The organism is Pontimicrobium sp. IMCC45349 (genome assembly GCF_047219225.1).
Taxonomy (GTDB): domain Bacteria; phylum Bacteroidota; class Bacteroidia; order Flavobacteriales; family Flavobacteriaceae; genus IMCC45349.
Genome location: NZ_CP178208.1, coordinates 2460299 through 2486063, shown reverse-complemented (window position 1 = coordinate 2486063; position 25765 = coordinate 2460299). Strand labels below are relative to the sequence as shown.

The window sequence follows — 25765 nt, the reverse complement described above, 5'->3', positions numbered from 1 at the left end:
TACCATTTTTATACTTTACGACGGTAAAAGAATTAATTTTTAGTAAATACTTGGTAAACTAATTTTAAACTTTACAGCAACTAATCTGGTAATAATTACCACTAGTCCAGCTATAACAAATACAAAGTCGCCTTCAATTGGTAATTGTCTAATTATAAAATAAGATATTCCTCCTAAAATACATGCAGTAGCATAAATTTCTTTTCTAAAAATCACTGGAATTTCATTACATAAAATATCACGAATTACACCTCCAAAACAAGCTGAAATTGTACCAAGAGCAACACAAATAATTGGATGTAATTCGGCACTCAATCCTTTTTCAATTCCTACAACAGTATATAATCCAATACCAATAGTATCAAATAAAAACAAAGAGGTTCTTAAGTAGTTTATTTTACTTCTAAACACAATAGCAAACACAGCAGACGCTATAATAGCATACGTAAAATTCATGTCTTTCATCCAGCCAACAGGTGTTTGACCAATCAATACATCTCTAATAGTACCACCTCCTATTGCTGTAACAAAAGCAATAATTAATATGCCAAATAAGTCCAGTTTTTTATGAGTAGCTACTAAAACACCAGAAATAGCAAAAGCGATGGTTCCTAAAATATCAATAGTATAAAACATTACATGTTTTGTGTGTAGTAATTATAATCTTTTAAAATAACATCAATAAACTCTTTATCAACACTATGCTTTACATTTTTAATTTCAGCAACCTCAATAATCTTATCTCTAAGTTTAATTAAAGTTTTATAATCATCAGTCTTACGTGCATTGACAAACGTTTCCTTAATAATACGAGCATCATTATCAGAAAGCTTAATAACTGTTGGATATGTTGGCTTATAATCTTGTTTTAAGTTTTCAAGAATGGTATGGCCAATATTCACTTTGTCTTTTAATAATATTACAGAAGTACCTGCTGCCATATCTCCAATACGTTGTCCATTTTTTGAAAAGATAATAACAAAAAAACCAAGTCCAAAAATATAGATGTCTGCTATCCTAAAAAACCAACGCACTACAAAATCAGAAAATGTTGTTTGATAACCATCTATTTTAACCACCTTAATTTTCATAACTAGCTTACCAATGGTTTGTCCTCCTAAAAGAGATTCTAAAACCAAAGAATAAAACATTACTGGCAAACTTAATAAAGAATTAATCGCTATTTGAGACCAACTATCCATGTTATCAAAAGCATCAAAAATCCATCCTGCTATATAGAGATATCCTATTTTTATTACGGTGTCTATTACAAAAGCTAATAAACGTTCACCTACTCCAGCAGCTGTAAAATTTATTTTTACATTTTGGGTAGTGTTAATTTGTATCTCTGACATATTCTTTTTTAATTTAACAACGGAATGAGAGAAGTTGCTTTTATAAAACAAAATAAAGAAAAATGGTTAAGTTTTGAAAAGACTATTGCTAATAATACAGTAAAAGATCCAGATGAGCTAGCTTCTCAATATATAAAGCTGATAAACGACCTATCTTACGCACAAACATATTACCCTAAAAGTAAGATTACCATTTACCTAAACCAGTTAGCAGTTAAAACTTATAATAAGATTTATAAGAATAAAACTGAGGATACAAATCGTATTATTACCTTTTGGAAAACTGAAGTCCCACTTATAACTTATAAATACAGAAAGTTTATTTACATAGCCTTTGCTATTTTTTTCACATTTACATTTATTGGAGTTATTTCTGCCGCAAATAATGCCGAATTTTTAAGAACAGTAGTTGGAGATAGTTATGTAAATCAAACATTAGAAAATATTGAAAATGGCGACCCTGTTGCTATTTATAAAAGTGGCAGTAATTGGGGAAGCTTTATTGGTATAACTGTTAATAACCTTAGAGTAGGAATTCTGTCCTTTGTTTTAGGTGTATTTGGTGGTGTTGGTACAATTTGGGTATTATTTGAAAACTGTGTTATGTTAGGGTCTTTTCAATACTTTTTTTACGAAAAAGATGTATTTTGGGAAAGTGTACGAGGTATTTGGATTCATGGTGCTATGGAGATTTTTGCCATAGTTATTGAGGCTGCTGCTGGACTTATTCTTGGGGCAAGTATTTTATTTCCAGGTACACATTCAAGATTTACTTCTTTTAAAAAAGGTGCTAAAATTGGAGTAAAAATTTTAATAAGCACATTTCCATTCACATTTGCTGCTGGCTTTTTAGAAGGATTTATTACAAGATATTCTAATGTTATGCCTAATTTCTTATCTGTTGGAATTATACTTACAACACTAGCTTTAATTAGTTATTATTACCTTATCTACCCTTTTAAAGTTAATAAACAACAAACCTCAAAAATATTAGCTTTTAAACCTTAAATGAACGTTAACCTAAATCATATTAAATATTGTTTATTCTCTGTCTTATTACTTATTTGTTTAAGTAGTAATGCGCAAGATATCGTTCACGAAAAAACTTTTGACGAAGATTTTAAAGAGCGTTATGACAATGATAAATTTAATTACGAAGGAAAAAAGGTTACAAACAAAACACCTAATGGTAGTGGTAGTTATAGTACAGACTATCAAAACGAGGATAAAATAAAAATAAGAGAAAACAACAACTCTGGAAGTAGTTTTACTATGGACAGTGTTTGGTGGCTCTTTGTTATTTTCTTGGTTCTAGGTATAGTGTTTTTAGTTTACACCATACTTAATAATGGGAATGACAGTTGGTTTAAATCAAGTAATAAAAATAAATCAATTAAGGATTACCAATCTTTAAATATTGAGACAGCAAATCCTAACGACTTTAATTCGTTAATTACTAAAGCAGAAAACAATAACGATTATAGATTGGCTGTTAGATATTATTACTTATTGGTTTTAAAATCATTGAGTCTTAAAAAAATGATAGAAGTTGAAGACGACAAAACGAACTCCGAATATTTAAACGAAATTCAATCTCTAGACATAAAAACTAAGTTTTCTAAAATACTTTACGTTTATAACTACACTTGGTATGGTGAGTTTATAATAACCAAAATGCAATACCAATTAGCAAAGCGCAATTTTCAATCATTAATTAAAAAAATTGGTTAATGAAGAATAATAGTATCATAGCAATAATAATTGTGGTTCTAGTAATTGTAATTGTGGCGCTTACTAATATTGGAAAATCACGCATTATTGATTGGGAAGAATCCTTTAACGAAAAAAGTAATAAACCTTATGGTGTAAGTGTGCTTTATAAAGAATTACCCAAACTTTATAAAGACAACAAAGTAAGAACAGTATACTACACTCCTAGTACTTACTTGTATGCAAACTCTGAAGATGGATATGGTGAGCATGTAGCCGAAGGGACTTTTATGATTATTGGAAACTCTGACTATTTAGATTATTCAGACATTGAAGAGTTAATGATTTTTGCAAGTAATGGTAACACAGTATTTATTTCAGATTTCTATCCACCAGAGGTCTTATCAGACACTTTAAACTTAGATGTAGATTACCTTCTTAACAAAAAAGATAGTATTTCGAGATATCGTTTTAAAAACAATCTTCTAACAAATAGAAAAACTATAATAGACAAAAGCGATGGTGATTTCTTTTTTAGAGATGTTGACAATCCAAACATTAAAGTTTTAGGATATGCGTCTGAAAATGATGAACGTCCAAACTTTATTAAAATGATGCATGGTGATGGTGCCTTTTATTTTCACTTAAACCCAAAAGTATTCACCAATTACCATATACTAAAAAATGAGCATTATAAACATGTTGAAGGCGTTTTAAGCTATTTACCAAATGAAAATTTATATTTCGATTCTTATTCAAAAATTTACAATTCTTATTATGGTGACGCCGAAAAAGAATCAAACTACGATTGGTTTTTAGATCAACAAGCATTTAAATGGGCTTGGTATTTAGCAATACTTTTTGCGTTAATTTTTGCTGTATTTAATGCTAAACGTAGACAACGTATTATTAAAATAATAAAACCATTAGAAAACACTTCTTTAGGTTTTGTAAAAACAATCTCAAACTTATATTTCGAAACTCAAGATTATAAAAATCTTATCGATAAAAAAATCACTTACTTTCTAGAAAAGATTAGAACAGAGTACAACTTAGACACCTCTGTACTTGACGAAGATTTTATTGAACGTTTATCTTTAAAATCTGGAAAAAAGAAAGATGTAATAATAAAGCTAATAAATTACATCAACTGGCTTGATTCAAAAAATGAGTTTTTTGAAGAAAACCTAGTTAATTTAAACAGACATATTGAAGCATTTTATTCTAAATAATTATGGAAGCACAAAACGAAAGCAGTAACAACCCAGAAGAGCACATTGAAGCTACTTCTACATCCAATACAGAAACAGATTCTGTTCAATTTGAAAGTCGCTTAGATTTATCAAAACTGCAAGAAAATGTACTAAAAATTAAACATGAAATAGGTAAAGTAATTGTTGGTCAACACGATATGATCGATATGCTAATTGCTTCACTTTTAGCGAAAGGACACTCCCTAATTGAGGGTGTTCCTGGAGTTGCTAAAACAGTTTCAGCTAAATTATTAGCAAAATCATTAGCAGTAGGTTTTAGTCGTATTCAATTTACGCCAGACTTGATGCCGAGTGATATTTTAGGAACCTCTGTATTTAACCTAAAAACTAGTGAGTTTGATTTTAAACATGGTCCTATTTTCTCAAATATGATACTCATTGATGAAATTAACAGAGCGCCTGCTAAAACTCAAGCTGCTTTATTTGAGGTTATGGAAGAACATCAAATTACAATAGATGGACACCAATATAACCTAGATGCTCCTTTTATGGTATTAGCAACTCAAAATCCAATTGAACAAGAAGGAACTTACAGACTTCCTGAAGCGCAATTAGACCGTTTCCTATTTAAAATTGATGTTGATTATCCTAATTTAGAAGAAGAGATTTCTATTATTACCAGAGAGCACGAATTAAAAGAAAAAGAAAAAACAGATACGATTGAGTCTTTCTTAACTGCACAACAAATTAATGAATATCAAAATCTAGTTACTCAGGTTTTAGTAGAAGAGCATTTACTAAAATATATTGCGCAACTTATAGTAGCAACACGTAATAACCAATTTTTATATCTAGGTGCTTCTCCAAGAGCTTCTATTGCAATATTAAAAGCCAGTAAAGCTTTTGCTGCTATGGAAGGTCGTGATTTTGTTACTCCTGAAGATGTAAAACGCTCTGCAATCCCTGTACTTCACCATAGAGTAATTGTAACTCCAGAACGTGAAATGGAAGGTGTTACTAGCAAAGATGTAATCAAACAAATTATTGAAACTGTAGAAATACCAAGATAAATATATGTTTAAAAATGTATTGTCATTTAAAGGCAGAATTAGAAGAACAGAATTTGGCTTAACATATATCTTCTATTTTGTATCACTTAATTTATTAGACCTTATAATAGGCCCTGAGTCTAATAGTGAACTTGCAGCCTATTTATACATAATATTAGTGTTATTTCTAATTTATGTTTTAATAGCACAAAGTGCTAAACGCTGCCATGATAGAGGTAATAGTGGCTGGTATCAAATTATACCTTTTTATGGCTTATGGTTACTTTTTGCTGATAGCGATCATGGTCCAAACCAATATGGTCCAAATCCTAAAGGTATTGGTAACGATCAAGAAATAGATCAAATAGGAAAAACAGAAGAAGATTAAAAGTTAAGATTATGCTTATAACTGAACATTGTAGACTCTGTGAACATAATATCATGGACTTTAAAACTGGAATTACTTGTGGTCTCATAAATAGAAAACCAGATTTTAAGGTAAAATGCAATGTCATTAAGTTAGAAGACACTTTTAAACAACAAATAACTGAAGCCAATGTTACTTATGAAACTATTCAAAATACAAGAACAGATGTATTTGGACATGTTATCATATTTTCAATTATAACCGTTTTACTATTTGGTGGAGGAGTTTATCTTCTTAAGTATTTATACGATGGTGGATTTATAGCCAAATTACCATTTATAATTATGGGAGTTGGTTTACTTACTTTAGGTAAAGCTTTTGGTCCATTTAACACATATACTAGAGATTTAAAAGCCGCAAAATATCATAAAGAAAAGATAGACAGTATTTCTAAAATTTATGGATATACTTACGATATAAATATTAAACATATTAAAGACAGTCTAGGAAATTTATCTCATAAGGTAGATTTAAGATTACGTAGAATAAGCAATACTAGAATTAGTTAATGAATTTTTTAAAACCATTTTATATTGAACCACGTTTTTTTCAAGCAGCTATTACTATTGTAATACTATTTGGATTTAGCTACTTCTACCCTATCTTATTTCCTGTGGCTCAAGTTTGTTTACTACTATTATGTGCCTTCTTTATAGTAGATACCTTAATTCTATTTATTGGCAAACAAAAAATTATAGCGCAGCGTAATTTACCAGATAAACTCTCTAATGGAGATAATAACAACATAGCTATAGATTTAAAAAACAATTATAGCTTCAAAGTATTTTTAAACATTATTGACGAATTACCTGAGCAATTTCAAAAACGAGATTTTAACCTTAAACTTATCTTAGAAGCACAAAATAAAGATGTTATAAATTACAATTTAAGACCTACTGAAAGAGGTGAATATCATTTTGGAGATTTAAACATATATGTTTCGTCATTTTTAAAGTTGGTTTCTAAACGCTATACATTTAATAGTAATGCTATGGTGCCAAACTATCCTAGTTTTAAACAACTAAAGAAGTTTGAATTATTAAACGTCAACCAAAATTCTGTAGAATTTGGGCTAAAAAAAGTTCGTCGTTTAGGGCATACAATGGAATTTGAACAAATAAAAGATTATGTACTAGGAGATGATTTACGTACCATTAACTGGAAAGCTACTGCAAAGAAAAACAATTTAATGGTAAATCAATTTCAAGATGAAAAATCACAACCTATTTATTCCATTATAGATCGTGGACGTGTTATGCAAATGCCTTTTGAAGGTTTAAGTTTATTAGATTATGCTATAAATGCAACGCTAGTTTTTAGTAGTGTTATCTTAAAAAAACAAGATAAAGCAGGAATGATGTCTTTCTCAAAAAAAACTGAAAACATTGTTGTTGCAGAAAGACGTAACTCCCAAATGCGAATGATATTAGAAGCTTTATATAATGTAAAAACCGATTTTTACGAAAGTGACTTTAGTAAGCTTTATAGTGAAGTTAAAAGAAATATTAAATCAAGAAGTTTAGTGTTTTTATATACAAATTTTGAAACCCTTGATAGTTTACACAGACAATTGCCTTACTTAAAAGCTATAGCAAAAAACCATTTATTAGTGGTTATATTTTTTAATAACACAGAACTTAATAACCTTATAAATAACAAAGCTGAAACTGTACAACAAGTTTACGATAAAGTAATTGCAGAAAAGTTTGCTTTTGAAAAACGCCTAATTGTAAATGAGTTAAAAAAGTATGGCATCTACTCTATATTAACGACGCCACAAAATTTAACTATCGATAGCATTAATAAATATCTTGAAATTAAATCTAGAGGTTTATTATAAATAAAAAAAAGCGACCATTTCTGATCGCTTCTTCTACTATTAATCAAAATCTAGTTAAATACTTTCATTTAACCATGCCTTCATCATCCAAACCGTTTTTTCTTGCTCAGTTATAAAATCACTCATCATTGAGTTAGTACCTTCATCATTTGCATCTCCTGCCTTATCCAATATAGCTCTCTCAATCTTTAATAGTTCTGTTAAAGAGCCTACTATTAATCTTACTGCTTTTTCATCTTCAGAAACATTTTTTCCAACAGGTACTTTTGCCTTAGCTACATAATCTTCAAACGTATGCAAAGGTGTTTCTCCTAGTGTCAAAATACGTTCTGCGATTTCATCAACTTTCATATTTGCATCATCATATAGCTCTTCAAACTTAACATGAAGATTAAAAAAATCTCTTCCCTTTATGTTCCAGTGTATACCTCTTAAGTTTTGATAATACAACTGAAAATTTGCTAATAATTCATTTAAGTCATTCGCTAAATCCTTAGCTTTTACTGTATCTAATCCTATACTATTTAAAGTCATAATCTGTGGTTTTTGTTTTACACTACAAATTTAATCTATAGAAAAGGTTAATTTCTATAAATTTTATTGATAGTTTTTATATCTTTATAGCCTAAATCAATTAAAATGACAATAACACAATTATATTATGTTCTTGCCGTAGCAGAACATCAAAACTTTACAAAAGCAGCAGAAAAATGTTTTGTGACGCAGCCAACATTAAGTATGCAAATTCAAAAACTTGAGGACCAGTTAGACATTCAAATATTTGATAGAAGTAAAAAACCTATTGAGTTAACCGAAGTAGGAAGGAAAATAGTTAATCAAGCAAAAAATATTGTTAACGAAGCAGATAGAATTCAAGATATAGTAGATCAACAAAAAGGATTTATTGGCGGTGAATTTAGACTTGGTATTATACCAACTGTAATGCCTACACTACTACCTATGTTTTTAAAAACATTTATAAAGCGTTATCCAAAAGTGAAGCTTAAAATAGAAGAGTTAACCACTGAAGAAATTATACAACGTATTAACGATGGTAATTTAGATGCTGCTATTGCTGCTACACCATTAGAAAACGAAAATATAAAAGAACGCGTACTATTTTTTGAACCTTTTGTAGCTTATGTACCTCAACACCATAGATTAAGCGAAAAACAAAAAATTGATGTTAGTGATTTAGAGATTGAAGACATGTTACTACTTGAAGATGGTCATTGCTTTAGAGATGGTGTTATTAATTTATGTAAGTCACTTAAACAACATGATGAAGATAAATTCCAATTAGAAAGTGGTAGCATAGAAATGTTAGTAAAATTATCTAATGAAGGCTTAGGTATGACTTTATTGCCTTATTTACATACATTAGATATTAAAGAAAAGGAAAAAAATAATCTTCATTTCTTTAATGAGCCTTCTCCTGCAAGAGAGGTAAGCTTATTATACCATAAAAGCGAATTAAAGATGCAAATTATAGAAGCTTTGCAAACTGTAATTTCTGGAATAATTAGAGGCGCAATTGCATTTCAAAATGTACAAATTATAAGTCCATTACCTAAATAAAAAAAGCGACCCTTAGGTCGCTTTTCTCTATGCTTTTAAGTAAATTAAACATTGATTCAGTTCTGGTTTCTGTACAATTAAAGATTGAATAAAAACTTTCAATTCTTCAATTTCATAAGGCAACAAGCGTTCCATTGCTTTTTGCACTTCTTTACAGAATAATGAGGTATCGAAACTCACTTTTTTAAGCACAGTTTTAGTGTACTCAAACATTGCTCTCGCCATATTATTATTCTAGGTTAAATTGATTAAAAAATAAAAGTAAATTTGTTTTATAGGCTTTTTGTTATAATTATCTAACTCTAAATTTAAGAAAAAATTTGATAGATTTTAAATTTAGGGAAAACTTTAACAACCAAAATATTGGTTTTTAGCCTAACAAAAAGAAAATTTAAAATCTATTATCACCATCCAAAATATCACCTAATCCGCCTAAAATACTACCTTCTCCTTTATTCTTTCCTCCTGCTCTTGGTGCACTAGCTAATACACGACCAGCTAATCTACTAAATGGTAATGATTGTATGTAAACCTTTCCTGGTCCTTCTAACTTTGCAAAAAATAATCCTTCACCTCCAAAAACAGTATTTTTAATACCTCCTACAAACTCAACATCATAATTTACATCTTGAGTAAAACCTACAATACAACCTGTATCAACTCTTAGTGTTTCTCCTGGCCCTAATGTTTTTTCTGCCATTGTTCCACCAGCATGTACAAATGCCATACCATCACCTTCAAGCTTTTGCATAATAAAGCCTTCGCCTCCAAATAAACCTCTACCTAACTTTTTTGAAAACTCTATACCAACACTTACACCTTTAGCTGCACATAAAAACGCATCTTTTTGGCAAATAAATTTACCTCCAAACTCTGTTAAATCTATAGGTACAATTTTTCCTGGATAAGGAGAAGCAAATGATACATTTCGTTTTCCAGATAAAACATTGTAAAAAGCAGTCATAAATAAACTTTCTCCAGTTAAAATACGTTTACCTGCTCCTAATATTTTACCTAAAAAGCCTTGGTCCTTTTGAGAACCATCACCAAAAATGGTTTCCATTTTAATACCATCATCCATCATCATAAAGCTTCCAGACTCTGCAATTACTCCTTCTTGTGGATCTAGTTCTATCTCCACATATTGCATTTCTTCACCATATATTCTATAATCTATTTCGTGTGCTGTCATTTTATATTTTTTTAATTGATAATTATATGTTGTTATAAAAGTGTAAAAGTTACAATTAAGATCTTAATTTCATTGACCAAGTAAAAGCAAATCTAGACACTTCTATATTATCAGCATTTTTACCTACAACATTTAAAGTAATTTGCTTTCCTTCACCAGTTTCAATTACTTCCTTAATAATAGCGTCTATCAAATGACCTTCTATACACTCAAATGTGATTCTTCCTGTAGCCTTCTTTGAATAACTAGCTTCATTATTAACTAAAAGCATAGCAATATTCTTCTTACTCTCTTCTATCTTCTTAATTATTAAAGCTCCAGTAGTAAGTTCGGCTGCCATACCTTGAACAGCCCAAAATAGAGATTTAAAAGGATTTTGATTAATCCATCTATGCTTTACACTTACAATACATTTGGTATCATCCAAAAATTTTGCACGTACTCCTGTTATGTATGCAGAAGGTAGCTTAAACATTAGGTATGCATTAAGTTTACTAGGTGTAATCTTCATTTACGTCAAATTTTCAACTAAAATAGTTAAAATATAAGAGACTTAAATTTGTTAATTTTATGTTAAAATACACTACTATGTTTTGCATAATACCTTTTTTTAGACATATATTTGCAATAGAAATTACTATATGTTTTAAAATCATGCTAACAACACACCATAAAAATCTTGCAGCTGTTATACATTTATCAGCACTTTCAAAGTTCATTTTTCCATTAGGAAATTTTATTATGCCATTAATATTTTGGACTATGAATAAGGATAAATCTGATTTTATTGATAAGCATGGTAAACAAGCTATCAATTTTCAAATTAGCATTTTGCTTTACACAATGATAATAGGAATGGTTTCTGTTCCTTTTTTCCTTTTTGGTGTATTAGACCATGCTATATTTCCAGATATTTTTGATGGGTTTCATTATGATTTTGACATGGATATATCTAGTGCATATGGTGTACAAATGGCAATAATTATTTTCGTCATTATATTACTAGCCTTTGCAGCAACTATTTTAGAAATCATATTTATAATAATTGCTACAAGCAAAGCAAATCAAGGCGAAACCTATAAATACCCAATCACAATCAATTTTTTAAAATAAAAAATCATCAATCAATCAATCAATCAATCAAAAAATGAACAGTTATTACGAACTTAAATTCTATAGTATATGAAAATAGAAAATACAAAAGCACAAATGCGTAAAGGCGTTCTAGAATACTGCATATTATCCATATTAAAAGACGATGATGCTTATGTAGCAGAAATTTTAGGCACTTTAAAAGACGCTAAGATGCTTGTAGTGGAGGGTACAATTTACCCTTTACTTACACGATTAAAAAATGCAGGTCTACTCAACTATCGTTGGGAAGAGTCTACATCTGGACCTCCAAGAAAATATTATGGATTAACTGAAACAGGAAAATTATTTTTAAACGAATTAAATACCACTTGGAGCGAATTACAAAACGCAGTTAACCTAGTAACAAGTCAAAAAACTACATCAAATGAATAAAACAGTCAACATAAATTTAGCAGGTATTTTCTTCCATATAGATGAAGACGCTTACCTAAAATTGCAACGTTATCTTGAGGCTATAAAACGTTCATTTACAGACCCTCAAGGAAGAAATGAAATCATTTCTGATATTGAAGCTCGTATTGCCGAATTATTTAGCGAACGTGTACAAAACGACAAACAAGTAGTTTCGGTAAAAGAAGTTGAAGAAGTTATTACTATAATGGGACAACCAGAAGATTATATGGTTGACGAAGAAATCTTTGAAGACGAACCAAAAAAGCACTATGCTTCAAGGCCAGCAGCTTCTAGTAGAAAATTATTTAGAGATACTGACAATGCATACATTGGTGGTGTGTCGGCTGGATTAGGGCATTATTTTGGTATAGATGCTTTATGGATTAGATTAATTTGGGTAGCCTTATTTTTTGGAGCAGGAACAGGAGTTATTGTTTATATAATACTTTGGATTTTAATGCCAGCTGCTGAAACAACAGCAGATAAATTGACAATGACGGGAAAGCCTGTTAACATTACTAATATAGAAGAAAAAGTAAAAGAAGGGTTTGGTAATGTTAAAGACAGTCTGGATGAAGTTGCAGACAGAGTGAAAAATGGCGATTATGATAAAGTAGGTAACAATATTAAATCTACATCACGTTCATTTTTTGATGCCCTTGGAAACATTATTATGTTTTTCTTTAAAATAGTAGCAAAATTTATTGGTATTATTTTAATGATAGTAGGTGCTTCCACGTTAATAGGATTAATTGTAGGCTTACTATCAGTAGGAGTAGCAGATGTTTTCCATTTCCCTGGAGTAGATTTTGCAGATGTAGTTAACTCATCAGGATTACCAATTTGGATTGTATCGCTTTTAACTTTATTTGCAGTAGGAATTCCATTTTTCTACATCTTTATTTTAGGGTTAAAAATATTAGTAAACAACCTAAAACCACTTGGTAAATTTGCAAACTTTACTTTACTAGGTATATGGTTAGCATCAATTATTACATTATCTGTTTTTGCAGCTCGTGAAGCAGCAGAATTTACAAGAGAAGCGAGTGTTACCAATAAGTCTGAAATTAATATTACAGCAAATGACACTTTATATGTAAAAATGGTAGGTAACGAATTATACTCTAAAGGAACTTATAGAGATTATGATTTTGACATTGTTTATGACGAAAATGACGAAAAGAAAATCTACTCTTCAAATGTTAGGCTAATATTTAGATCAACTAAAGATTCTTTAGCTTATGTAAGTGTAGAAAAAAATGCTAGAGGTAACAGTCATCAAAATGCAAAAGATAGAGCTCGTAATATTAATTATAGTTATGACTTTACAAACAACGAGCTTCTATTAAACAGTTATTTTTTAACTGATGTAGAAAATAAATTTAGAGACCAAGAAGTAGAAGTGGTTTTATACTTACCAGAAGGTAGTATAGTTAACGCTAATGGCAACACTTACACTTTCCATAGAAACTCATCATATCATAGAGATATTTTAGACAATGGCTTTGAAGAGCATTATTTACAAGTAATAAATGATGATGTTATTTGTTTAGACTGTCCAAAAGACAAAAATTATAAGTTGAATATCAATATAAAAGATGAAGACTCTAAATTTCAACTTGATGAAGACGGTTTAGAAATTAAAGATGCAGACGTTAATATAAAAATTAATAAAGATGGTATATCTGGAGAAGGAGAAAGTGTTAAAACTACTATTGACTCTTCAGGTATAAGCATCACAACCAAAGACAATTAACAGTTCGGTAATTAAAAATTACAGTTCGGTAGAAAACTATTTAAAAAACCATCAATCAAAAGTAATTTTGATTCAAAATCAATCAAAAAAATACGTTATGACAACACTAACAAAATTTATTGTAGCAACCATATTAGGTTTAGCACTTACATCTTGTCACTTTGACATGAGTGGCTATGGCGTAAAAGGAAACGGAAATGTACAATCAGCCGAAAGAACTATAGACGACAACTTTACCGAAATTAAAGTAAGTAGAGGTCTAGATGTCTATTTAACTCAAAGTAACGATGTGAGTTTAAAAATTCAAGCAGACGAAAATTTACACGACATCATTATGACTAAAGTAGAGAATAATGTTCTTAAAATTTATGCTGATGAAAACATTAGCTATGCTGCTTCTAGAAAAGTAATGGTAAGTTTTACAGACATTGAAAAAATTACCTCAACTAGCGGAAGCGATGTATTCTCAACAGGAGTAATAACTGTTGATGACATTGAACTTACTACTACAAGTGGAAGTGATATGGAAATAGAGGTTGAAGCAAATGTAGTAGAGTGTAACTCGACAAGCGGAAGTGATTTACGTGTATCTGGAAAAGCAGAAAAACTATATGCCGAAGCTACAAGTGGAAGTGATATTAAAGCTGGAGGTTTAAAAGTAAAAACTAGTGATGTTAGAGCTAATAGTGGCGCAGATGTAACTGTTTACGCATCTCAGGAACTAATAGCTAAAGCCTCTAGTGGTGGCGATATAAAGTATTATGGAAACCCTGAAAAAGTAACAAAAAAGGACGGTGTTTCTGGTAGTATTCGAAAACAATAACTAATCAACTTATTCCTTAGATATTAAGGGATTCAACCAATCATGTTTATCCATCTCATTAGTAATTTTATTACTTTGGGATGGTTTTTTGTATATATTTGTTTAACACTAATATGAATATGATGGTAAGAAAAGTCCTTTTAATCTTTATATTATCACTTTTTGTCTCAGTTTCTTTTGCTCAAAAGAAAGAAAAAATAAAAGGTGATAGAAATGTAACCTCCAAAGAAACTAACATTAATTCGTTTAACAGAATTGTGGTTGGTGAAAAATTTAAGATTGATTTAATTGAAGGTAGTAGCGCATCGGTTTTTGTTGAAGCAGATGATAACTTACATGAAGTTATTGACTTTTCGGTTACTGATAGTGTTCTTAGTTTTAAAACATCAAAAAAAATTACTTCAAGTAAAAAGCTAAATATTAAAGTTGTTTATACTAAAACTCTAAAGCAAATAGAAACTATGGATGCTGGTGAAATTAGTTCGCTAACATCATTAAACCTAGACGAGGTAGTACTTATAAATTCTGGAACTTCTAGAGCGTATTTAAATATTAAAACTCAAAAATTTAAACACATCAATAGTGAAAAAGCTAAAGTAAAACTTAACCTTACAGCAGCAAATACAACTTTAGAATTAGGAGAAAATAGTAAGTTAGAAGCTTTAATTAATTCAGAAAATATTGAAGTAGACATGTTTCAACGTTCAGAAGCTAAAATTGAAGGTGAAGTTTCTATCTTAAATATAAACACCGATAATTCATCAAGTTTTATTGGTTCAAATTTAACCTCGACTAGCTGTCAGTTAATTTGTGAATTAGATAGTGATGCAGCAGTACAGGTTACAGAAAGTTTAACTATTGAAGCCTCTGGAAGCAGTCAAGTATATATTTATGATAATCCAAAAATTACCATTAATAAATTTACAGACACTGCTAAACTGCATAAAAAAGAATTAAAAAAATAAAAAAAGCCGAAGTTAACACTTCGGCTTTTTTATATATAATAAATAAGGTCTATCCTTCTTTAGCAGCTAAATAACGTTCTGCATCTAATGCAGCCATACAGCCAGTTCCAGCAGCTGTAACTGCTTGTCTATACACATGATCTGCAGCATCACCACTTACAAAAACACCATCTACATTTGTTTTTGAAGAACCTGGAACATTAATAATATATCCTGTTTCATCTAGATCAATAAATCCTTTGAAAATATCAGTATTAGGTTTATGACCAATAGCAACGAAAAATCCAGTAGCAGGAATTTCATGAGTATCTCCAGAAACATTATTTTTCACTTTAACTCCTGTTACTACTTGACCATCTCCAAGTACTTCTTCAGTTTCAGTGTTATAAAGTATTTCAATATTTTCAGTGTTCTTAACTCTGTTAGCCATAATTTTAGAAGCTCTGAACTCATCCCTTCTTACTAACATTGTTACTTTAGTACATAACTTAGAAAGGTAATGTGCTTCTTCACAAGCAGAATCTCCTGCTCCAACAATTACAACCTCTTGATTTCTATAAAAGAATCCATCACAAACAGCACAAGCAGATACACCTCCGCCAAGCTTTAAGTATTTTTGCTCAGACTCTAATCCTAAATATTTTGCAGAAGCTCCTGTAGATATAATTACAGTATCACAATGAATTTCTTTAGTATCGTTAACCCAAACTTTATGTACATCTCCAGAAAAATCAACTTTAGTAACCCAACCATCTCTTACATCAGCACCAAAACGTTGTGCTTGTGCTTGTAGCTCTAGCATCATTTCTGGTCCAGTAACTCCATCAGGATAACCTGGGAAATTTTCAACTTCATTAGTTGTAGTTAATTGACCTCCTGGTTGTGTTCCTTGATATAAAACTGGAAACATATTAGCTCTAGATGCATAAATTGCCGCTGTATATCCAGCGGGTCCAGAACCTATTATTAAGCATTTTACTTTTTCGATTGTATCAGACATTTCTTATTGTTTTTAGGTAAGACAAAAGTAGCTTTTTTGAGTAAATCCTAACCTAGAAGTTATCAACAGTTTTTATTATAATATTGAGCAAATTTATTTGAGTCTAAATCTTGTTATTTTATCTACTTATTTTAAAATATTCTGATAAAAAAATTAAAGTTTAATTCAACAAGAATCCTAAGCCTAACATAGTTTGTTTATAATTATAATCTAACAAACTTTCACCATAACCATGAAAAACTTGGGCTTGTAATGCTAAATTCTTTTTAATATGCCATCTCAAGTTAGCTTCAATACCTCCTGCACTTTTATTGTTAAATCTTAAATTATGTCTAATAGTAGTATAAATAGAAAAATTGTTAAAATAGTGCTCTAAAATCAACTCTCCCTTTCCTATAAAATCGACAATTTCTGGATTGTCATCTAGCTCTGCATCTTCAGAGAGTCTAATCCAAGGCCTAATAAGTATCGAAAAGTTATCGCTATCTAAGCCTACTTCAAAAATAATTCTGTTCCAACTTCTAGAAAATGGATTAGAACGACCATTACTTTGATGATTAAAAGACACTAAAACATGAGACCCTTGCATTCCTAAAAAATTATAATTCGTTTTAAAGACTGCCATGAACTCAGGTTCATAATTCGTTTCTCTAAAAGGTCTAGATATTTCACCATTAAAAATTTGCCATCTTGAAGACTGTGTATAAGCAGCCCATAAATCTAAAGGCAACCCAAAAGGCTTATTTACCACACGTGTTTTAAAACTTAACTGAAACTTTAACTCAGAATCAATAAAGTCAAATGAATCTTCATTATAATTCATACCACTTCCACTTGATGGTGCAATATTAACTCCACTAACATAGTTAGTAAACATCATATAAATGGGCTTATAACTTTTTATTTTAAAGATTTCATCATTAGTTCCTTCTAACAACCATGTATCATTTAAACTTTCTTTTATCGCATTGTTAGATTTTTCAAAAACGGTTTCTTGTGAATTAACAATACTTACATAAAAACATAAGAATATAATAGCTCTTCTCATTAAATACATATGTTAATGTTATCTTTACAATATTAGTAATAAAATTCCCTAAATTTAAATCTTAAAGAAAAACTAAAATTTTACAAAATGATGACTTTGGTCATGTTTTGCTCAGTAACATATTACGATTTTTGTACTTTAATTAAATCAACAATTATGAACTACTTTAAAAACCTTACATTAGTTATCATAGCATTGTACACTACATGCTCTTTTGGACAACTTACAGTTGACGCAGAAGTAAGACCACGATTTGAATACAGACATGGATTTAAAACTTTATTTCCAGATAACACAGATCCTGCTGCTTTTGTTTCTCAACGTACAAGATTAAATGCAGGTTACACTCTAGAAAACTTAGAGTTTTATTTAAGTTTTCAAGATGTTAGAGTTTGGGGAGATGTTTCTCAACTTAATACTGCCGACAAAAATGGTTTAGCAGTGCACCAAGCTTGGGCAAAATTTAACTTAGATAACAAACTAGCTCTTAAAGTTGGTCGTCAAGAAATAATATATGATGACAGTAGAATAATGGGTAATGTTGGTTGGGCACAACAAGCAAGAAGCCATGATGCAGCTGTTTTTAAAGTAAAAGGAGAGTCAACTAAACTTGATGTAGGTTTTGCTTTTAACCAAGATGGAGAAGCACTTACAGGAACAACTCTAACTACTCCAAAAACATACAAAGCAATACAATATGCATGGTTCAATAAAAAGTGGACAGACTTCTCTGCTAGTTTCTTATTTTTAAACAATGGTATGCAATATATTGATACAAATGACGCAGATAATAACGAAACTAGATATAGCCAAACTGTTGGTACACATTTAAAATATAAGAAAGGTAAATTTGCTTTAAGTAGTAATTTATATTACCAATTTGGTAAAGATGTAAATGACAATAGTTTAAGTGCTTATTTATTAGCTCTTGACGCAAACTATAAGGCTTCTAATACATTAAACTTAATTGGTGGTGTTGAATTATTAAGTGGTAATGACGATGGTGCTCCAGCAAATGGAGACAACAATGCATTTACACCTTTTTATGGAACTAACCACAAGTTTAATGGTTTAATGGATTACTTTTATGTTGGTAACCATGGCAACAATGTTGGCTTATTAGATATTTACTTAAAATCAAAATTTAAGTTAAATGAAAAGTCAAGTCTATTATTAGCTTTACATAACTTCTCGACTGCTGCAGATTATTCTGAAAAGAATTTAGGTAACGAATTAGATATCGTTTACAATTATAAAATTCAAAAAAATGTTAAGTTGACTGCTGGTTATTCTCATTTATTCCCTGGAGATGGTATGGAAGTACTTAAAGGAAATACAGATGGGAATACTAATAATTGGGGATGGGTAATGCTAACAATTAATCCAACTCTATTTAAAAGCAGCAATGATTAATTTTTTATTGATTAAAAGCTAAATCACATTGTTAAAGATTAAAAAAATAACTAATTTTAAAACTATCTTTTTAATCGTCTTTATAAAAACACATAGCATTGAACCTTAAAAAAAAGAAAATATTACCAGATAAAAAATCTCGATGGCGAAGCGTTGCAGTATTTTTACTTGCTGTAATGACAGGATTGGGATTCTTTATGGCTAAAGAAGCTGAAGTAGTTTCTTATATGTCAGATGACCCTCTAGCTTGTGTAAACTGTCACGTAATGACTTCTGTTTACAATAGCTGGCAACACAGTTCTCATAGAGAGTGGGCGTCTTGTAATGATTGTCACGTACCTCAAGATAACATTTTGAACAAGTACTATTTTAAAGCTAAAGATGGTTTATTTCATGCGTCAGTTTTTACATTAAGAGCAGAACCTGAAGTAATGTTTATGCGTGAAGCTTCTGAAGAAGTAGTTCAAGATAATTGTATGCGTTGTCATATTCAACAAGTTACTCAAACTAAGTATGATGGTTATATAAACGACCATGCTGCTAACAGAACAGATAGAAAATGTTGGGAATGCCACAAAGAAGTTCCTCATGGAAAAATTCATGGTATATCAACTATAAAAAATAATATTGCTCCTATTCCAACCGATAGTGAAGGAGCTGTAATCCCACAATGGTTAAAAGATCAAACAAGTAAACAAAAACAAAATGAAGAATAAAGTCCTTTTTATTGTAACAGCATTAGTTGTATTTCTATTAGGTATGCTTGCCTCTAGTATTGTTAATAGAAAGAATGAAGCTAAGTACCAATACGTACCGCAAGTAGAAATTAGCGAAAATGAGCCTAGAAATGAAGAATGGGGTAAAAATTTCCCAGCGGAATACCAATCATTCAAACAAACTGCAGATACTACATTTGGATCATTGCAAGGTGGTGCTCAAATGCGTGATATGTTAGAAGAAGATACACGTTTAGTAGTTCTTTTTGCTGGTTATGGATTTGCTAAAGATTATAACCAAGGTAGAGGACATCAATACGCAATTGAAGATTTACATAACACTTTAAGAACTGGTGGACCTACAAATGATAGTGATGGACCAATGCCATCAACTTGTTGGACTTGTAAAAGTCCAGATGTACCTCGTTTAATGGCAGAAAACGGAGTAACTGAGTTTTATGAAGGAAAATGGTCTAGTAAAGGAGCTGAAGTAGTAAATCCTATTGGATGTGCAGATTGTCATGACTCTGAAACTATGAAGTTAAAAATTTCACGTCCTGCACTAGTTGAAGCTTTTGATGCCATGGGTAAAGACATAAACCAAGCAACACATCAAGAAATGCGTTCTTTAGTTTGTGCACAATGTCACGTAGAATACTATTTTGACAAAAAGTTACCAGGTAAAGAAGGTGTACCTTATTTAAAATTCCCTTGGAAAAACGGAATGTCTGTTGAAGACATGGAAAAATATTATGATGATTTAGAATTTAAAGATTGGACTCACAAACTAAGTCGTGCTCCAATGCTTAAAGCACAACACCCTGGATACGAAACTTATTTAACAGGCGTACATGCCGACAGAGGTGTTTCTTGTGCAGATTGCCACATGCCGTATAAAAGTGAAGGTGGACAAAAATTCACAGATCACCATATTCAATCTCCTCTTAACAATGTAGCTAACGCTTGTCAAGTTTGTCATAGAGAAGATGCTGATAAATTAAAAAATAACGTTTTTGAACGTCAACGTAAATCAACTGAAGCTAGATTAAAACTTGAAGACGCTTTAGTAAAAATGCATGTTGAAGCAAAAAAATGTTGGGATTTAGGTGCTACCGAAGAGCAAATGAAAGGTATCTTAACAGATATTCGTCACGCACAATGGCGTTGGGATTATTCAGCAGCAGCTCATGGTGCTTCATTCCACTCACCTGTTGAAACAGCAAGAGTTATTGCTAGCGGTCTTGATAAAGCTACTAGTGGACGTATTAAAATAGCACGTTTATTAGCAGAACTTGGTCATAATAAACCTGTTGAGATGCCAGATATTTCTACTAAAGAAAAAGCGCAACTTTATATTGGTTTAGACCCAGAAAAAATGGAGCATGAAAAAGAAGAGTTTAAGAAAAACTTATTACCAAAATGGTTGGAAGAAGCTAAAGAGCGTGAAGCAACTTATGATAGTAAATCAACATCTTCTGGAACTGAATAATAAACTTTAGTTTAATTAATACTTAAAAGAAAGATATCTTTAAAAGATAATAACACATCTTAAAAGTTATCTTTCTTTTTTTAAACACTAATATGAAAAGCATTTACAAACTACTTTCCTCTTCTACTCTAGCGTTATTATTATTACTAGTTTATGCAGTAGCAATGGCTGCAGCTACCTTTGTAGAAAACGATTTTGGAACAAGTACAGCTTGGGTAGTTATTTACAACTCTTGGTGGTTTGAATTAGTTCAAATAGGTTTAGCAATTGTATTTATTGCAAACATCTTTAAGTATAAATTACTTCGAAAAGAAAAATGGGCTATTTTAATGTTCCATATTGCTTTTATAGTAATAATTCTTGGAGCTGGTATAACTAGATACATGTCTTATAGTGGTATTATGCGTATTAGAGAAGGTAGCACTTCAAATATTGTAATATCTGACACTAATTTTTTAACAGCAACTATTACAGATGGTACAAACACTAAAAAGATTCGTGAAAAAATAGCTTTTTCACCATTAGATGATAATGACTTTTCATTTGAAACTACTTTTAATGATCAACCTGTAACTATTTCTTATCGTCAATTTGTAGCAGATGCAGTACCTGAAATAGTTGAAGCAGAAGAAGGTGGAGAACCTATTTTACAACTAGTTGTAACTACTGGTGAAGGAAGAAATACTGTCTTTTTAAAAAAAGGGGAAATAGAAAGAATTGGGCAACACCAACACGAAGTTGGGTTTGAAACAACCAAAGAAGGCATTATTTCAATTCATGAAACTGACGGACTCTTCTCTATCAAAGCTCCTCATACAATCGATTTTTTTAAAATGAACACGCAAGAAGCAGGTAAGCTTGTTGGAGACACTTTACATCCAATGCACTTACGTACTTTGTATCGTTCTGGAGACTTTTCTTTTGTTCCATTAACCTATCATGAAAATGGTAAATTTGAACTGATTAGTTCTGCTGAAAAACCAAAAGACAACGATAGCGTTAAAGATGATGCCTTAGTTGTAAATGTTGCTGTTGGTGATAAAAATGAAGATGTAAATATTTTATACAGAGAAGGTTTTTTACCAACACATCACGACGTAGAACTTAATAATATTAGAGTTGTAGTATCTTATGGTTCGGCAGCAATAAAAACACCTTTTGGTATAAAACTAAATGATTTTCAGTTAGAACGATATCCAGGTTCTTCTAGCCCATCGGCTTATGCTAGTGAAGTTAGTATAGTTGACAATGATACCGAAACGCCGTTTAGAATATATATGAACAATGTATTAGATTATAAAGGATTTAGATTTTTCCAAGCAAGTTATGATACTGATGAAAGAGGTACTGTACTTTCAGTTAATCATGATAGATTAGGAACAATCGTTACTTATATTGGATATTTTTTAATGACAGTAGGTATGTTCTTCACATTTTTCGGAAAGACTTCTAGGTTTCAATTTATCAATAAAAAACTCAAAAAGCTTAAGAAAAAACAGTTAGCAGTTTTATTAGCATTGTTTTCTTTAGTTTCTTTTAATGGTGAAGCTCAAGAAAATACTGAGACACCAAAAATGTCTGTAGAGTCTTTAGTAAAATCGCAACAAATAGATTTACAGCAAGCAGATTTTTTTGGAGAAATGCTAGTGCAAGATGTAGATGGTCGTATTAAACCAATAAACACATTAGCTTCTGAATTCTTAAGAAAAATATCAAGAAAAGTATACTTTAAATATCCTGTTGATGGTAACGAAATAAAGTTCAATGCTAACCAAACATTTTTAGCATTACATATGGCGCCTAATATTTGGCAACAAATTCCAATTATTAAAGTTGATACTGAAAAAACAGGAACACTTTTCGATGATAAAACCTTTGGAGAAAATGGTCTAATAGCTTTTAACGAGCTTCTAGATGAAAATGGTGCTTATATTTTAAGCGAAGCTACAGAAGAAGCAAACCAAAAGAAACCTGCTGAACGTAGTGAGTTTGACAAAGAAATATTAAACATAGACGAACGATTTAATATTTTGTACAATTTGTTTGTTGGAAATTACTTAAAGATTTTCCCTAATAAAAACGATGAAAATAATACTTGGTTTAGCTACACACATCATTTTAATGATTTCCCTGAAGAAGATGCTAGGTTTGCTAAGTCAATTCTACCAAGTTATTTTAACGATTTAATAAATAAAAAATACAACGAAGCTTTTGATAAAGTTGAGTACATGAAAACATATCAAAGTGTACTAGCAAAAGACATAATTCCTTCAAAAGAGCGTATAAATGCTGAGTTATGGTATAATAAATTACAAGTAAATTTCTGGTTATTTCAAGTGTTTTTCACTTTTGGATTAATTCTTTTAGTCTTGGCAATAGCAAAAATGTTTTCTAGAAAAAAATGGGTAGAATTATTATGGAATCTATTTATAATACTAACACTTATTGCATTTATTTGCTTTACAGGAAATATAATTTTACGTTGGTATGTAGCACAACATGCACCATGGAGTAATGGTTATGAAATGTTGATTTTTGTTGCTTGGACTTTAGCTTTATGTGGTTTATTAACTTTTAGAAAGTCTGATTTCTCACTTCCTCTTGCAACATTGTTTTCTGGAACCCTGTTATTCGTGAGTTATTTAGATTGGTTAAACCCAGAAATTACCAACTTAATGCCTGTTTTAAAATCGTATTGGTTAAAAGTACATGTGGCAACCATAGTTAGTAGTTATGCTCCTTTAGCCTTATCATGTATATTAGGTTTAATGGCTTTACTTTTACTACTATTTAAAACCAAAAAGAATAAAGACATTATTGAAACCAAGATAAAAGAAATAAGTTATATCAATGAACTTTCTATGACTATTGGTCTATTTGTCTTGGCTATCGGAACATTTTTAGGAGGTGTTTGGGCTAATGAGTCTTGGGGTCGTTATTGGGCTTGGGATCCAAAAGAAACTTGGGCTTTAATTAGTATAATTGTTTATGCCATTGTATTACACCTAAGGTTTGTACCTAAATTAAACAACCAATTTGTATTAAATACTGCTAGTATGTTTGCTTTTTGGTCTATAATAATGACATCGTTTGGTGTAAACTATTATCTTTCTGGCTTACATAGTTATGCTTCTGGAGATCCAGTACCAATTCCTAAATTTGTTTACTTTGTCGCAGGATTTATGATAATTATTGCAACTACAGCATTTATAAAACAAAAACGCTTAAAAGCATAATCATACATTTGTATTACTATAATTTAAGACTTATATATTGACTGTTACTAGTTAAAATATAAGTCTTATTTTTTGTCATACTTCTATGCATTTTTGTTGTTGGTAGAAAAAACTTCATACTAAGTTCATTTTTTTGTTTCTTATCTTCATTAAAAACTCAACCAAAAAGATGAAAAAATTAATAACTATATTTTGCTTATCATTCTTATTATTAGCATGCAAAACAGAATCAAAAAAACAAGTTAAAAGCACTTATAAAATTCCTGTTTATGCTTGGGAACATTTACCAAAAGATGCTACAGACGAAGAATTAACCACACAATTTAAAGACTTTAAAAATAAAGGTATTGATGGCTTAATGTATTCAGCAGGTCATGATCCGGAAACCTATAAACGTGTTGGGAAAATTGCAAAATCTATTGACTTAGAATTTCATGCTTGGATACCTACAATGGTTCAAGGAAAAAACCCAAAACTAAAACCTGAATGGTATGCAATTAACGGTAATGGAGAATCTGCATTTGATAAACCAGCTTATGTAGACTATTACAAGTTTTTATGTCCAAGTAAAGAAGGCACTATAAATTTTTTAGAAGAATTATACGCTGGAGTTGCTTCTGTTGAAGAAGTAGATGGTATTCATTTAGACTATATTCGATTCCCTGATGTAATATTAGCAAGAGGCTTATGGGACAAATATGGACTAGTAATGGATAAGGAATATCCTCAATTTGACTATTGCTATTGTGATGAGTGTACTAGTAATTTTAAAGAAAAGTCAGGAATTGATATAAAATCGGTAGAAGACCCTTCTCAAATACAAGAATGGAAACAGTTTAGATACGATTTAATCACCAATGTGGTAAATAAATTAGCAAATGTTGCTCATAACAAGAATAAAAAAATAAATGCAGCAGTTTTCCCTGGTCCAAATTCTGTTGCTAAAAAAATAGTACGACAAGAATGGGATAAATGGAATTTAGATGCTGTTTATCCAATGAACTACAATGATTTTTATCTAGAAGACACAAAATGGGTTGGAGAAATGACCAAAGAAGCAGTAACTACTTTAAATAATAACAAACCTGTTTATAGTGGTTTATTTATTAGACCAGAAGTCACAGAAAACACAAATAAAGAAGATCCAGAAAATCATGGTTTATCACCTAATGAACTAGAAGATGCTGTTAAAGAATCTATGTTAAATGGTGCTGAAGGTATATGCTTATTTACTCCTGGAAGAATGACTGATGCGCATTGGACAGTATTAAAAAAAGTAATCTCTACAAATTACACTAAAAACAAATAATCCATTATTAAGAGAATTGTCTCTATTATATTTCCTTATTAACTATTCCTATATGGTAAAAAAGAAGCCTTTTAATTCAAATTAAAAGGCTTCTTTT

General features: G+C 30.5%; 26 protein-coding genes. 18 read left to right on the top strand and 8 right to left on the bottom strand.

Going from position 1 to position 25765, the window contains the following annotated elements; translation table 11 throughout:
- Nucleotides 1-39 precede the first annotated feature (39 nt).
- Both ACLII3_RS11610 and ACLII3_RS11605 read right to left on the bottom strand, forming a co-directional pair.
- The gene (locus ACLII3_RS11610; RefSeq protein WP_412984400.1) at nt 40-636 is read right to left on the bottom strand and encodes a trimeric intracellular cation channel family protein; all 597 of its coding nucleotides are present in this window, start codon (nt 634-636) and stop codon (nt 40-42) included.
- The gene (locus ACLII3_RS11605) at nt 636-1355 is read right to left on the bottom strand and encodes an RDD family protein (RefSeq protein ID WP_412984399.1); all 720 of its coding nucleotides are present in this window, start codon (nt 1353-1355) and stop codon (nt 636-638) included. Before ACLII3_RS11605 ends, ACLII3_RS11610 begins: the two co-directional genes overlap by 1 nt.
- Nucleotides 1356-1379: 24 nt before the next feature.
- Between ACLII3_RS11605 and ACLII3_RS11600 the strand changes: the two genes are divergently transcribed.
- From ACLII3_RS11600 to ACLII3_RS11570, 7 genes are read left to right on the top strand one after another with little or no spacing between them, the layout of a single operon-like run.
- Entirely contained in the window at nt 1380-2363 is a 984-nt protein-coding gene (locus ACLII3_RS11600; protein WP_412984398.1) for a stage II sporulation protein M, read from the top strand.
- On the top strand, nt 2364-3086 hold the full coding sequence (locus tag ACLII3_RS11595) for a hypothetical protein (RefSeq protein ID WP_412984397.1): 723 nt from the start codon (nt 2364-2366) through the stop codon (nt 3084-3086).
- On the top strand, nt 3086-4297 hold the full coding sequence (locus ACLII3_RS11590; protein ID WP_412984396.1) for a DUF4350 domain-containing protein: 1212 nt from the start codon (nt 3086-3088) through the stop codon (nt 4295-4297). Before ACLII3_RS11595 ends, ACLII3_RS11590 begins: the two co-directional genes overlap by 1 nt.
- A 2-nt stretch (nt 4298-4299) precedes the next feature.
- Nucleotides 4300-5349 (top strand): AAA family ATPase, encoded by a 1050-nt coding sequence (locus ACLII3_RS11585; protein ID WP_412984395.1) that lies wholly within the window; start codon nt 4300-4302, stop codon nt 5347-5349.
- A gap of 4 nt (nt 5350-5353) precedes the next feature.
- A complete protein-coding gene (locus ACLII3_RS11580) occupies nt 5354-5716 on the top strand; it encodes a DUF805 domain-containing protein (RefSeq protein ID WP_412984394.1) in 363 nt (120 codons plus the stop codon).
- Between the two features lie 53 nt (nt 5717-5769).
- Nucleotides 5770-6264, top strand: coding sequence for a hypothetical protein (locus ACLII3_RS11575; RefSeq protein ID WP_412984393.1), 495 nt, complete (start codon nt 5770-5772; stop codon nt 6262-6264).
- Entirely contained in the window at nt 6264-7595 is a 1332-nt protein-coding gene (locus ACLII3_RS11570) for a DUF58 domain-containing protein (RefSeq protein ID WP_412984392.1), read from the top strand. Before ACLII3_RS11575 ends, ACLII3_RS11570 begins: the two co-directional genes overlap by 1 nt.
- 54 nt (nt 7596-7649) lie before the next feature.
- On the opposite strand, the gene ACLII3_RS11565 is transcribed toward ACLII3_RS11570, so the two are convergent.
- Nucleotides 7650-8129, bottom strand: coding sequence for a Dps family protein (locus ACLII3_RS11565; RefSeq protein WP_412984391.1), 480 nt, complete (start codon nt 8127-8129; stop codon nt 7650-7652).
- 105 nt (nt 8130-8234) lie between these two features.
- Here ACLII3_RS11565 and ACLII3_RS11560 point away from each other — a divergent pair, with 105 nt between their 5' ends.
- Nucleotides 8235-9173, top strand: coding sequence for a LysR substrate-binding domain-containing protein (locus ACLII3_RS11560; RefSeq protein WP_412984390.1), 939 nt, complete (start codon nt 8235-8237; stop codon nt 9171-9173).
- A 27-nt stretch (nt 9174-9200) separates the two neighbouring features.
- On the opposite strand, the gene ACLII3_RS11555 is transcribed toward ACLII3_RS11560, so the two are convergent.
- The 3 genes from ACLII3_RS11555 to ACLII3_RS11545 form a co-directional block, all read right to left on the bottom strand.
- A complete protein-coding gene (locus ACLII3_RS11555) occupies nt 9201-9398 on the bottom strand; it encodes a hypothetical protein (RefSeq protein ID WP_412984389.1) in 198 nt (65 codons plus the stop codon).
- Nucleotides 9399-9564: 166 nt separating this feature from the next.
- Nucleotides 9565-10365: a TIGR00266 family protein gene (locus ACLII3_RS11550; RefSeq protein ID WP_412984388.1), complete on the bottom strand. Its 801-nt coding sequence runs from the start codon at nt 10363-10365 to the stop codon at nt 9565-9567.
- A 55-nt stretch (nt 10366-10420) separates the two neighbouring features.
- Nucleotides 10421-10876 carry a DUF4442 domain-containing protein gene (locus ACLII3_RS11545; protein WP_412984387.1) on the bottom strand — a complete coding sequence of 152 codons (456 nt, stop codon included), beginning with the start codon at nt 10874-10876 and terminating at the stop codon, nt 10421-10423.
- A gap of 143 nt (nt 10877-11019) precedes the next feature.
- Between ACLII3_RS11545 and ACLII3_RS11540 the strand changes: the two genes are divergently transcribed.
- From ACLII3_RS11540 to ACLII3_RS11520, 5 genes are all read left to right on the top strand, one after another.
- A complete protein-coding gene (locus ACLII3_RS11540; protein WP_412984386.1) occupies nt 11020-11478 on the top strand; it encodes a DUF4870 domain-containing protein in 459 nt (152 codons plus the stop codon).
- 69 nt (nt 11479-11547) lie between these two features.
- A complete protein-coding gene (locus tag ACLII3_RS11535) occupies nt 11548-11892 on the top strand; it encodes a PadR family transcriptional regulator (protein ID WP_412984385.1) in 345 nt (114 codons plus the stop codon).
- On the top strand, nt 11885-13669 hold the full coding sequence (locus ACLII3_RS11530; protein ID WP_412984384.1) for a PspC domain-containing protein: 1785 nt from the start codon (nt 11885-11887) through the stop codon (nt 13667-13669). Before ACLII3_RS11535 ends, ACLII3_RS11530 begins: the two co-directional genes overlap by 8 nt.
- A 97-nt stretch (nt 13670-13766) precedes the next feature.
- Entirely contained in the window at nt 13767-14492 is a 726-nt protein-coding gene (locus ACLII3_RS11525) for a head GIN domain-containing protein (protein WP_412984383.1), read from the top strand.
- A gap of 122 nt (nt 14493-14614) precedes the next feature.
- Complete coding sequence (locus tag ACLII3_RS11520) at nt 14615-15457, top strand: GIN domain-containing protein (RefSeq protein ID WP_412984382.1); 843 nt, start codon at nt 14615-14617, stop codon at nt 15455-15457.
- Nucleotides 15458-15506: 49 nt separating this feature from the next.
- Here ACLII3_RS11520 and trxB read toward each other — a convergent pair whose 3' ends face one another.
- The gene (gene trxB, locus ACLII3_RS11515) at nt 15507-16457 is read right to left on the bottom strand and encodes a thioredoxin-disulfide reductase (RefSeq protein WP_412984381.1); all 951 of its coding nucleotides are present in this window, start codon (nt 16455-16457) and stop codon (nt 15507-15509) included.
- 160 nt (nt 16458-16617) lie between these two features.
- The gene (locus ACLII3_RS11510; protein ID WP_412984380.1) at nt 16618-17505 is read right to left on the bottom strand and encodes a phospholipase A; all 888 of its coding nucleotides are present in this window, start codon (nt 17503-17505) and stop codon (nt 16618-16620) included.
- Nucleotides 17506-17661: 156 nt separating this feature from the next.
- Between ACLII3_RS11510 and ACLII3_RS11505 the strand changes: the two genes are divergently transcribed.
- From ACLII3_RS11505 to ACLII3_RS11485, 5 genes are all read left to right on the top strand, one after another.
- Nucleotides 17662-18918 carry an alginate export family protein gene (locus ACLII3_RS11505; RefSeq protein WP_412984379.1) on the top strand — a complete coding sequence of 419 codons (1257 nt, stop codon included), beginning with the start codon at nt 17662-17664 and terminating at the stop codon, nt 18916-18918.
- 98 nt (nt 18919-19016) lie between these two features.
- The gene (gene nrfH / locus ACLII3_RS11500; RefSeq protein ID WP_412984378.1) at nt 19017-19634 is read left to right on the top strand and encodes a cytochrome c nitrite reductase small subunit; all 618 of its coding nucleotides are present in this window, start codon (nt 19017-19019) and stop codon (nt 19632-19634) included.
- The gene (gene nrfA, locus ACLII3_RS11495) at nt 19624-21123 is read left to right on the top strand and encodes an ammonia-forming cytochrome c nitrite reductase (protein WP_412984377.1); all 1500 of its coding nucleotides are present in this window, start codon (nt 19624-19626) and stop codon (nt 21121-21123) included. The genes nrfH and nrfA overlap by 11 nt, the downstream gene beginning before the upstream one ends.
- A gap of 92 nt (nt 21124-21215) precedes the next feature.
- On the top strand, nt 21216-24359 hold the full coding sequence (gene ccsA / locus ACLII3_RS11490; RefSeq protein WP_412984376.1) for a cytochrome c biogenesis protein CcsA: 3144 nt from the start codon (nt 21216-21218) through the stop codon (nt 24357-24359).
- A 169-nt stretch (nt 24360-24528) separates the two neighbouring features.
- On the top strand, nt 24529-25668 hold the full coding sequence (locus ACLII3_RS11485) for a hypothetical protein (RefSeq protein WP_412984375.1): 1140 nt from the start codon (nt 24529-24531) through the stop codon (nt 25666-25668).
- Nucleotides 25669-25765: the final 97 nt, after the last annotated feature.

What these genes read in the sequence shown, in the direction of transcription:
- ACLII3_RS11600 (WP_412984398.1), top strand. Translation starts at nt 1,380, where the DNA reads ATGAGAGAAGTTGCTTTTATAAAACAAAATAAAGAAAAATGGTTAAGT.
- ACLII3_RS11545 (WP_412984387.1), bottom strand. Translation starts at nt 10,876, where the DNA reads ATGAAGATTACACCTAGTAAACTTAATGCATACCTAATGTTTAAGCTA.
- ACLII3_RS11570 (WP_412984392.1), top strand. Translation starts at nt 6,264, where the DNA reads ATGAATTTTTTAAAACCATTTTATATTGAACCACGTTTTTTTCAAGCA.
- ACLII3_RS11580 (WP_412984394.1), top strand. Translation starts at nt 5,354, where the DNA reads ATGTTTAAAAATGTATTGTCATTTAAAGGCAGAATTAGAAGAACAGAA.
- ACLII3_RS11565 (WP_412984391.1), bottom strand. Translation starts at nt 8,129, where the DNA reads ATGACTTTAAATAGTATAGGATTAGATACAGTAAAAGCTAAGGATTTA.
- ACLII3_RS11530 (WP_412984384.1), top strand. Translation starts at nt 11,885, where the DNA reads ATGAATAAAACAGTCAACATAAATTTAGCAGGTATTTTCTTCCATATA.
- ACLII3_RS11485 (WP_412984375.1), top strand. Translation starts at nt 24,529, where the DNA reads ATGAAAAAATTAATAACTATATTTTGCTTATCATTCTTATTATTAGCA.
- trxB (WP_412984381.1), bottom strand. Translation starts at nt 16,457, where the DNA reads ATGTCTGATACAATCGAAAAAGTAAAATGCTTAATAATAGGTTCTGGA.
- nrfA (WP_412984377.1), top strand. Translation starts at nt 19,624, where the DNA reads ATGAAGAATAAAGTCCTTTTTATTGTAACAGCATTAGTTGTATTTCTA.
- ACLII3_RS11535 (WP_412984385.1), top strand. Translation starts at nt 11,548, where the DNA reads ATGAAAATAGAAAATACAAAAGCACAAATGCGTAAAGGCGTTCTAGAA.
- ACLII3_RS11605 (WP_412984399.1), bottom strand. Translation starts at nt 1,355, where the DNA reads ATGTCAGAGATACAAATTAACACTACCCAAAATGTAAAAATAAATTTT.
- ACLII3_RS11520 (WP_412984382.1), top strand. Translation starts at nt 14,615, where the DNA reads ATGGTAAGAAAAGTCCTTTTAATCTTTATATTATCACTTTTTGTCTCA.
- ACLII3_RS11585 (WP_412984395.1), top strand. Translation starts at nt 4,300, where the DNA reads ATGGAAGCACAAAACGAAAGCAGTAACAACCCAGAAGAGCACATTGAA.
- ACLII3_RS11505 (WP_412984379.1), top strand. Translation starts at nt 17,662, where the DNA reads ATGAACTACTTTAAAAACCTTACATTAGTTATCATAGCATTGTACACT.
- ACLII3_RS11595 (WP_412984397.1), top strand. Translation starts at nt 2,364, where the DNA reads ATGAACGTTAACCTAAATCATATTAAATATTGTTTATTCTCTGTCTTA.
- ACLII3_RS11590 (WP_412984396.1), top strand. Translation starts at nt 3,086, where the DNA reads ATGAAGAATAATAGTATCATAGCAATAATAATTGTGGTTCTAGTAATT.
- ACLII3_RS11550 (WP_412984388.1), bottom strand. Translation starts at nt 10,365, where the DNA reads ATGACAGCACACGAAATAGATTATAGAATATATGGTGAAGAAATGCAA.
- ACLII3_RS11610 (WP_412984400.1), bottom strand. Translation starts at nt 636, where the DNA reads ATGTTTTATACTATTGATATTTTAGGAACCATCGCTTTTGCTATTTCT.
- ACLII3_RS11525 (WP_412984383.1), top strand. Translation starts at nt 13,767, where the DNA reads ATGACAACACTAACAAAATTTATTGTAGCAACCATATTAGGTTTAGCA.
- ACLII3_RS11510 (WP_412984380.1), bottom strand. Translation starts at nt 17,505, where the DNA reads ATGAGAAGAGCTATTATATTCTTATGTTTTTATGTAAGTATTGTTAAT.
- ACLII3_RS11555 (WP_412984389.1), bottom strand. Translation starts at nt 9,398, where the DNA reads ATGGCGAGAGCAATGTTTGAGTACACTAAAACTGTGCTTAAAAAAGTG.
- ACLII3_RS11560 (WP_412984390.1), top strand. Translation starts at nt 8,235, where the DNA reads ATGACAATAACACAATTATATTATGTTCTTGCCGTAGCAGAACATCAA.
- ccsA (WP_412984376.1), top strand. Translation starts at nt 21,216, where the DNA reads ATGAAAAGCATTTACAAACTACTTTCCTCTTCTACTCTAGCGTTATTA.
- ACLII3_RS11540 (WP_412984386.1), top strand. Translation starts at nt 11,020, where the DNA reads ATGCTAACAACACACCATAAAAATCTTGCAGCTGTTATACATTTATCA.
- ACLII3_RS11575 (WP_412984393.1), top strand. Translation starts at nt 5,770, where the DNA reads ATGGACTTTAAAACTGGAATTACTTGTGGTCTCATAAATAGAAAACCA.